Source organism: Lunatimonas lonarensis (genome assembly GCF_000390185.1).
Lineage (GTDB): Bacteria > Bacteroidota > Bacteroidia > Cytophagales > Cyclobacteriaceae > Lunatimonas > Lunatimonas lonarensis.
In genome coordinates this window covers 102,972-110,119 of the sequence record NZ_AQHR01000112.1, presented here as the reverse complement: position 1 = coordinate 110,119, position 7,148 = coordinate 102,972, and the positions used below count along the sequence as shown (strand labels likewise).

Genomic DNA, 7,148 nt, shown 5'->3' with positions numbered 1-7,148 from the left:
GCCGGCTTTTCTGTTTTAGGGCCTATGAAACCGGAGTGCCCATCGCGTCCCGACATGGGTCGGGAAGGTCGCAAGTTCGAATCTTGCCACCCAAAGACGATACGGTTTTTGATTTTTATCGGTTGCTGTGGCTTCTTTTAAGACATCAATTGATGATACGCCGTTACATCCTTTGCGATGGTGGCGAGGATTTGCTTTGCATCCATCGTAGGATCTTTACGCCCGTGTTCAGCACCTCCCAAATCGTATTCGGCGTGGATAATTTTTGGCATAGTGGGGTGGTTGTAACGGGGATGTTCCAAAAGTAGGCGGAAATTCACATTGCCCTCACCGAAAAGTACATTTATAGGGACTTCGCCTGTTCCTCTTGGGTTTTTGCCCCAGACAAAATCTTTTAGGTCGAAGCTCCTGATTTGATCCGAAACCAAGTGAAACACGTTTTCATACGACTGGTATCCTTCAACAGTCGCATGGCGTAGGTCAAACTGAATACCTACGTGGTCTGGGTTTATGCCGTCTAACAAATGGTAGATTTCCCAGACCGACCCTCCGATACGGTTTCCCGCATGGTTTTGGTACTGACCGCACACGCCGTATCGTGCATGTAGATCAGCTATTGGTTTCATTTGTCCGTTAAGAGATTTGAGCTCCCCCATGATGTGTTTAGAGGTAAACGGCAAATAGCCCATTCGATAATTCAAGATGCCTTCACCTGCCAAGGTTTTTAGGAATTCCTCCCAGTTTCCATGCTTTGCGAGGGTCATGTCGGTAGTAAGCACGGGGATTTCCATACCTAAGTTGGCGCAATCCCTTACAACCGAGGGCAGTTTGGTTTTTATTTCGTCGATATCAAAGAATCCATTTGACCGAACAGGAAGATCTACCCCTGTAAATCCAAGATCTTGAGTAACCTTCGCTACATCCGACAGGGGTAACCATTGAAGTGCTTTTGTAAAAAAATAGAGGGGTGTGGGTCTGTTTTTTTCGAGTAACCGGTTTTGCCGCTCCAACTGACCGGCGGAAAGGAGGTCGGAACCAACCATGCCGAGTGCTGTCAGGGCTGTTATTTTCTTTAGGGTGGATCTACGGTCCATAATGGGTCGGGATTGGTTGCTACTAAAACTACAAAAGATCGTTGGAATTATGAAAAGCTGCTCTTTACTTTTTATCTCAATTTTGGATACTACCGGCCAGCGGTTAAATTAAAATGAAAAAAAGCAGGGATACGGCCAACACCAAGGTCATTTGCTTGGCTTTTTGCTGGATTTCCTCAGCTACTCTGCGTTGCCGAATGACCAAGACGGCTAAACTCATGCCTAGAAGCTGAAGGGCAATACCAATACCCGATAGCCATCCGTAAAATCTCCCCACCTCTATGCCCAAAACCCCAAAAGCCAAAGGCATCAACGCAAGTAGAATGCCGGTAATCCCGAACAAGAAAGAGCGGTTTAAGAGTTTTTTTTCACCTATTGCAGTCCATTTCATGTGTTTATAATTGTATTTTAGAGGTCACATGGAATCTCGCATGTATTACAATCGTTCCTCCGTGTGTCGCTTGCGTCGTGCTCGATTTCATGTGTTTATAATTTATTTTTGAGCCGTCACTATCGTGCACGGATGATGTCTGCCGGAAGGACAGCTCGGTATGGGAGTTAATACTTGTAGAATACTAACAAGCCTCAAACTCGTTTTTGTTTCTTCCTATTTTGGAAAAAAGAATCCAGCTCATTCACCCTCAGCGTGTTCAGTGTCATATCTGGGGTCAGGCCACCCTTTCTTCCCATCATGACCCCATATTTCATATCGGCAAATCCAGCGGTTTCGTGGGCGTCGGGGTTGATGGATAGCTTTACCCCTTGGCTGATGGCATAGTTTACCCATCGCCAATCCAAGTCAAGACGCCAAGGGTTTGCGTTTATTTCGATAACGACACCGTGGATTGCGCAGGCATCGATAATTGCCTTATGGTCAATGGGATAACCCTGTCTTCTAAGAAGTAGCCTCCCAGTGGGATGTCCGAGTATGGTGGTAAAGGGGTTTTGGATGGCTTTTAATAACCTGGCCGTTGCTTTGTTTCTGTCCATGCCCAGACTGGAATGAACCGATGCCACCACGTAGTCAAAGGATTCAAGTACCTTGTTGGAATAATCAAGGCTACCGTCGATCAGGATATCACTTTCTATACCTTTAAATAGTTTGAATGGAGCTAGGCTGGCATTTAGGGAGTCGATTTCTTTTTGCTGCTGCGCAACCCGGTCTTCATCAAGCCCGTTGGCATAAAAGGCAGATTTACTGTGATCTGCCATCCCCAAGTATTCATAACCTTGAGAAATGCAAAAATCAGCCATTTCACGCAAGCTGTGCTTTCCATCGCTATAGGTGGAGTGGTTGTGGAGTGGCCCCTTTAGGTCCCCCAATTCCAGTAGCTTGGGAATTTTGCCTTCTTTTGCCCATTCGAGCTCATACAATCCCTCCCGTAATTCCTCCGGAACCCAGCACATACCGGCTTCACGATAGGCATCCTCTTCGGTTTGAAAGGACCGGCTTAAAAACAGCTCACCTAGTATGTTGCCATCCGTCAAAGGTGCCGATAGGTGGGCTCGTGAAGCCTTCCTCAGGAGCATTTCATTTACGAATTTTTCGGGGCGAACGAGTAGAATATCACAGCGAAGACCGAATTTTTCCAGAATGCCTCCCCACCTGTAGGGGCTGCTCAACGAGATCTGCTGGTTTAGCCCTTCTAGTTTACCCAATTGGTTTAGCGCTTTCCGATTATCTTTGGATTCAATCAGGATCTCAAGCAGGGAGATAATTTCAAGCTTGCGACTGTATTGGCCAACCACAACGGCCTTTCCTTTACCAAAAAGATTGGTTAAACTTACCATCAACCCATCTACCGCTTCCTCTATGTCGGCGTAAAGCCATTTGCCTTTATTGCTGTCAATGTATTCGAGGGATGCGATGATGCTCTCTTGGGTTTTTTCGCCAAAGCCCTTCAGCTTCGCCACCTGACCGGATCGACAAGCCTCCATGAGCTCATGGGTGGAGGTAATTTGGAGTTCCTGCCAGAGTGTTTTGATTTTCTTTGGGCCCAATCCTTTGATCGTTAATACCTCCAGAATGCCTTCTGGCGTTTTTTCGAGCAGTTCGTCCAGAAGTTTATGTGATCCCCGGGCTATGATTTCAAGGATTACCTCAGCGATACTCTTTCCGATCCCGTTGATTGACTGAAGTTCATTGGAGCTTTTGTGAAAAAGATCTGGAGCTTCACGATCCAAGGTATTGACCGCAGACTGATAGCTTCTTATTTTAAATGAATTTTCCTCATGGAGCTCCATGAGTTGAATCGTCAGTTTCAGCGTTTTGGTGATCTGCTTGTTATCCAAGGTATTTTCTTTTCGTAAGGTTTATACACAAATGTCCATAATATTTGTTTTAAAATAAAATCATTCCCCTTATCTTAACCATGTAAAGGCCCAAGCGTTTGGTCTTTCGGGAGTGGTTGGGAGACTGAAAAAAAACACAAGATGAATTATTGGTTAATCAAGACGGAACCTGAAAGTTACTCCCTCGAGGATTTGAAAAGCAAAGGAGAAGATGTGTGGGATGGTGTCAGAAATCATCAGGCAAGGAACTTTATAGAGAAAATGAAGCCGGGCGACCTGGTTTTTGTGTACCACAGTGGGAAGCAGAAGGCCTTGGTCGGCACCGCTAAGGTGGTTAGTGCTCCCTACCCAGATCCAAAAGCTGCCGATGGCGAGAAGTGGCTGGCTGTTGATATCAGGTATAATGGACATCTTCCCAATCCGGTAACCCTGTCCCAAATCAAAACATCTGACCAATTACAGGATTTATTGCTCGTAAGACAATCTCGACTATCGGTAATGTCGTTAAGTAAACAGGAGGCCGATATCCTCGTAACTATGGCGGACGCATGAGGGTGATTTCCAAGATATTTCTATACGCCGTTACGGTAATGAGTTTAGGCTCGGTTATCGGGCAGGTTCAGTTCACTCATCGGATGGAAGTCCCAACCAGCTGGCAGGATGATGATTTCATCGTGATGCCCAAGGCTAATGGCGTAGTGGCTTTCCGGGTTATTTCCGACAGGCCCATGGGGCGGAAAAATATTTTTCAGTATGTTGTATCAGACTATCAGCTGAACTCCTCGGATCCATTTACCTTCGCTATCAAGGATTTTTCAGAACTTATAGGTTTTGACTTGGACGGTGAGTTGCTATATGTACTATTTCAAAAGGGCCCGGCCTACAATAACGAGCGGTACATCTATGAGGTCAATTTGGAATCCCGTCAGGTTGCTGAGGTATCTTTGACTTCAATTCTGAACCTGGATTTGCAGGATTTCCTTGTGTTTAATCGGAAGGCAGTTTTCATGGGAACATTTGAGTACCGTCCGGTAATCCAGATTTTTGATTTGGCCACCACGGACGTGATTACCGTCCCCGGAGTATTTGAAAAAGACGCCAACATCATTCAACTTAGAAAGGATCCGGAGTTGGATATTTTTGATGTGTTGATGAGCCGAAGAGACTACTACAAGAAGAAGATCGTCACAATACTGACTTATGACACAAGTGGAGAGAAATTGAGGGAGGTAAAAATTGATGAACTACAGGATCCTTCGATGGAGATCGTGGAGGGGCTACTCACTTCTTCCTACGACTACAAACAGGCATTGATTGGGCCCTATGGACTTCGTAGAAAGGAGGCCTATCAAGGTCTATATTTCACCAAGATCAATGAATTTGGAGAATATGAAAACCGGTTCTATACCGTGGCGGATTTTCAGAATTTTTACAATTACCTTCCCGAGAAAATGAGAGAAAGGCGGATGAATGCGCTGGAGCGGAACTTGGAACGTGGAAGAAATACGCCGATACGAAACGTCTTGGTGACAAGGGAGGTGACCGATCTTGGTGGTTCTTTTTTGGTTTACAATGACTTGTTTGTTTCATCTTCAACCCGGTATATGCCCAGGGACGGTATGTATGCGAGTAGTTTTTATCGGATGAACCCAATGATGGGCGGGCTGAATACCTTTGGCAACCCCCTATGGATGGATCCGAGATGGAGGTCTTCGCAAGTAATACAGCAGTACAAATTTTTGGCCTCCCAGTTTGTTATTTTGGATAATGATGGGAAGATCATCTGGGATAATATGCTTCCGCTCAATAACGTAAGCCGTTCGCACCCAGTCAAGTTTGGAGAGGTTAGTTTTGACGGCAACAATTTATTTTACATGTACTTGGACGGGCAGCAGTTGATGCTCAGTCAATTCAGAAACGGAGAGTTGGTTCGGGAACATGAGGCATTTGAGATTGAGCTTGTCAACGAAAATGAGCGGATTAGGGACACCCGGGAAAATAGCCTACAGTTGGTATGGTGGTACGAAAACTACTACTTGCTGAGTGGTAAGCAGCGGGTTCGATATCAAAACAGAGAAGGTAAGGAAGAGCTCAAAGAGGTGAGTTTTTTTACCAAGGTCAAAGTCGAGGATTTAATCTGACGCTTCCCGAGTAAGGAAATTATTTTTATATATTTGTAGGCAAATTTTGGTTATGCAGAAAAGACTTGTCCTTGATCAGACCCAAATCAACATCACCATCAGCAGGTTTTGTTATCAATTGATCGAAAATCACGATAATTTTGAAAACACCGTGTTGTTGGGTTTGCAACCTAGAGGCTCGCTGGTTTTGGATAGAATCATAGAACGGATCAAGGAGATCTCTTCTGTTGCCGTTCCGTTCGGGTATTTGGATGCCACTTTTCACAGGGATGATTTCCGACGCCGGGAGTTGCCGCTGCGTGCCAATGAGACTCGCATTGACTTTTTGATAGAAAATAAAAATGTAGTATTGGTAGATGATGTCTTGTATAAGGGTAGATCGGTGAGGGCGGCAATGGATGCCATGATAGCCTTTGGACGTCCAAAGAAGGTTGAGTTGATGGTGTTGATCGACCGTAAATACACCCGTGACTTCCCTATCAAGCCGGACTATTTTGGCAGGCAGGTCAATACGTTGGAAAGCCAGTACGTCAGCGTAGAATGGAAAAGCCAAGGTTTTGAGGAAGATGCCATTTGGATTACCGAAAAAGCTCCGAAGAAATAGCCATGCAAACACTCAGCACCAAGCATTTACTGGGAATCAAAAATATCACCGAATCAGATATACAGCTTATTTTTGAGACAGCGGATAACTTTAAGGACGTATTGAATAGGCCCATTAAAAAGGTGCCTTCCCTTCGGGATATTACCATAGCCAATGTCTTTTTTGAAAACTCCACCCGAACAAAGCTTTCGTTTGAGTTGGCAGAAAAGCGGCTATCGGCAGATGTAGTTAATTTTGCTTCGAGCAGTTCTTCGGTAAAAAAAGGGGAAACCCTCATCGATACCGTCAACAATATTTTGGCCATGAAGGTAGACATGGTGGTCATGCGGCACAGCAGTCCGGGAGCCCCCCATTTTTTGTCCAGAAATATCAAGGCCAACATTATCAATGCCGGTGACGGCACCCATGAACATCCTACCCAAGCATTGTTGGATGCGTTTTCCATTCGTGAAAAGTTGGGGGACGTTGCAGGGAAGAAGGTTGCGATCATTGGCGACATCCTGCACTCCCGAGTGGCACTTTCTAATATTTTCTGTCTGCAAAAACTTGGTGCCGAGGTAAAGGTTTGTGGACCAATTACTTTGCTGCCAAAGTACATCGAAAGCCTTGGCGTACAGGTGGAATTGGATGTCAAAAAGGCTTTGGAGTGGTGTGACGTAGCCAACGTCCTTCGGATTCAACTTGAGCGCCAGCAGATTAAATATTTCCCGTCTCTTAGGGAATACTCCCTTTACTATGGAATCAACAAGAAGCTGCTGAGCCAAATCGATAAAGAAATAGTAATTATGCATCCGGGGCCGATCAACCGAGGCGTGGAGTTGAATTCCGACGTGGCGGATTCCGAGCATTCTATCATCCTCCAGCAGGTTGAAAACGGGGTGGCCATCCGTATGGCTGTCCTCTATTTATTGGCCGGCGTTAAGTAAGTGGTGCTGGTTGCATTGTGGTGCAGTGGATAATGTATCACTAGTGAACTGCGATGCCTTCAATTCCGTTCAATATTTTTACGATATGTCT

Annotated in this window: 7 protein-coding genes; 4 read left to right on the top strand and 3 right to left on the bottom strand. The window is 45.4% G+C overall.

Annotation, left to right across the window (positions count from 1 at the left end; translation table 11 throughout):
• Window positions 1-137: 137 nt before the first annotated feature.
• The 3 genes from ADIS_RS20680 to ADIS_RS20670 all read right to left on the bottom strand — a co-directional run bounded on the left by ADIS_RS20680 (window position 138) and on the right by ADIS_RS20670 (window position 3,386).
• Complete coding sequence (locus ADIS_RS20680) at window positions 138-1,094, bottom strand: sugar phosphate isomerase/epimerase family protein (RefSeq protein WP_010856677.1); 957 nt, start codon at window positions 1,092-1,094, stop codon at window positions 138-140.
• 103 nt (window positions 1,095-1,197) lie between these two features.
• Window positions 1,198-1,485 (bottom strand): hypothetical protein, encoded by a 288-nt coding sequence (locus tag ADIS_RS20675; RefSeq protein WP_035807168.1) that lies wholly within the window; start codon window positions 1,483-1,485, stop codon window positions 1,198-1,200.
• A gap of 194 nt (window positions 1,486-1,679) precedes the next feature.
• Window positions 1,680-3,386, bottom strand: a complete 1,707-nt coding sequence (locus tag ADIS_RS20670; protein WP_010856675.1) for a DNA polymerase/3'-5' exonuclease PolX — start codon at window positions 3,384-3,386, stop codon at window positions 1,680-1,682.
• A gap of 141 nt (window positions 3,387-3,527) precedes the next feature.
• Between ADIS_RS20670 and ADIS_RS20665 the strand changes: the two genes are divergently transcribed.
• The 4 genes from ADIS_RS20665 to ADIS_RS20650 are packed head-to-tail and all read left to right on the top strand — an operon-like array spanning window position 3,528 to window position 7,057.
• On the top strand, window positions 3,528-3,938 hold the full coding sequence (locus ADIS_RS20665) for an EVE domain-containing protein (protein WP_010856674.1): 411 nt from the start codon (window positions 3,528-3,530) through the stop codon (window positions 3,936-3,938).
• Window positions 3,935-5,527 (top strand): hypothetical protein, encoded by a 1,593-nt coding sequence (locus tag ADIS_RS20660; RefSeq protein WP_035807167.1) that lies wholly within the window; start codon window positions 3,935-3,937, stop codon window positions 5,525-5,527. Before ADIS_RS20665 ends, ADIS_RS20660 begins: the two co-directional genes overlap by 4 nt.
• A gap of 52 nt (window positions 5,528-5,579) precedes the next feature.
• Window positions 5,580-6,131, top strand: coding sequence for a bifunctional pyr operon transcriptional regulator/uracil phosphoribosyltransferase PyrR (pyrR, locus tag ADIS_RS20655; RefSeq protein ID WP_010856672.1), 552 nt, complete (start codon window positions 5,580-5,582; stop codon window positions 6,129-6,131).
• A 2-nt stretch (window positions 6,132-6,133) separates the two neighbouring features.
• A complete protein-coding gene (locus ADIS_RS20650) occupies window positions 6,134-7,057 on the top strand; it encodes an aspartate carbamoyltransferase catalytic subunit (protein ID WP_010856671.1) in 924 nt (307 codons plus the stop codon).
• Window positions 7,058-7,148: the final 91 nt, after the last annotated feature.

What these genes read in the sequence shown, in the direction of transcription:
- ADIS_RS20680 (WP_010856677.1), bottom strand. Translation starts at nt 1,094, where the DNA reads ATGGACCGTAGATCCACCCTAAAGAAAATAACAGCCCTGACAGCACTC.
- ADIS_RS20675 (WP_035807168.1), bottom strand. Translation starts at nt 1,485, where the DNA reads ATGAAATGGACTGCAATAGGTGAAAAAAAACTCTTAAACCGCTCTTTC.
- ADIS_RS20665 (WP_010856674.1), top strand. Translation starts at nt 3,528, where the DNA reads ATGAATTATTGGTTAATCAAGACGGAACCTGAAAGTTACTCCCTCGAG.
- ADIS_RS20660 (WP_035807167.1), top strand. Translation starts at nt 3,935, where the DNA reads ATGAGGGTGATTTCCAAGATATTTCTATACGCCGTTACGGTAATGAGT.
- pyrR (WP_010856672.1), top strand. Translation starts at nt 5,580, where the DNA reads ATGCAGAAAAGACTTGTCCTTGATCAGACCCAAATCAACATCACCATC.
- ADIS_RS20650 (WP_010856671.1), top strand. Translation starts at nt 6,134, where the DNA reads ATGCAAACACTCAGCACCAAGCATTTACTGGGAATCAAAAATATCACC.